This is a genomic window from Niallia sp. MER 6, assembly GCF_023714395.1.
GTDB lineage: Bacteria > Bacillota > Bacilli > Bacillales > Cytobacillaceae > Niallia.
This window is the reverse complement of record NZ_JAMAUK010000109.1, coordinates 1-592: the sequence shown is the minus strand read 5'-3', so window position 1 is coordinate 592 and position 592 is coordinate 1. Positions and strand designations below refer to the sequence as shown.

4 tRNA genes are annotated in these 592 nt (G+C 44.8%); all 4 read left to right on the top strand.

The features are described from left to right. The first annotated feature begins 33 nt into the window (after positions 1 to 33). The 4 genes from M3600_RS28510 to M3600_RS28495 all read left to right on the top strand — a co-directional run bounded on the left by M3600_RS28510 (position 34) and on the right by M3600_RS28495 (position 395). Positions 34 to 122, top strand: a tRNA-Leu gene (locus M3600_RS28510). A gap of 18 nt (positions 123 to 140) precedes the next feature. Beyond that, a tRNA-Arg gene (locus tag M3600_RS28505) sits at positions 141 to 217 on the top strand. Positions 218 to 223: 6 nt separating this feature from the next. Then, a tRNA-Pro gene (locus M3600_RS28500) sits at positions 224 to 300 on the top strand. Between the two features lie 19 nt (positions 301 to 319). Then, positions 320 to 395, top strand: a tRNA-Ala gene (locus M3600_RS28495). Positions 396 to 592: the final 197 nt, after the last annotated feature.

Sequence of the window (592 nt, the reverse complement as noted above, 5' to 3'; positions counted from 1 at the left end):
ACCTCGTCTTCCGCTCCATTTTTAAAAAACAATGCCGGGGTGGCGGAACTGGCAGACGCACAGGACTTAAAATCCTGCGGTAGGTGACTACCGTACCGGTTCGATTCCGGTCCTCGGCACCATTGTTTTTCAAATATTTAGCGCCCGTAGCTCAATTGGATAGAGCGTCTGACTACGGATCAGAAGGTTATGGGTTCGACTCCTTTCGGGCGCGCCAAATATACGGGAAGTAGCTCAGCTTGGTAGAGCACTTGGTTTGGGACCAAGGGGTCGCAGGTTCGAATCCTGTCTTCCCGACCATTATTTCTCATTAAAAGATGGGGCCTTAGCTCAGCTGGGAGAGCGCCTGCCTTGCACGCAGGAGGTCAGCGGTTCGATCCCGCTAGGCTCCACCAATATTTTTTTGGGTATTGACAATGTATCCAATTTTTATTATAGTTGAAAAGCTGCATTAAGCAGTTTACTAATTGCTCTTTGAAAACTGAACAAACAAAACGTCAACAATAATCGTTTTTATAACTTGCGTTATAAAGATGAAAACAAAGTAACAAAAAGCTAGAGTTTAGCAAATGAGCTAATCTTACTCTTTATC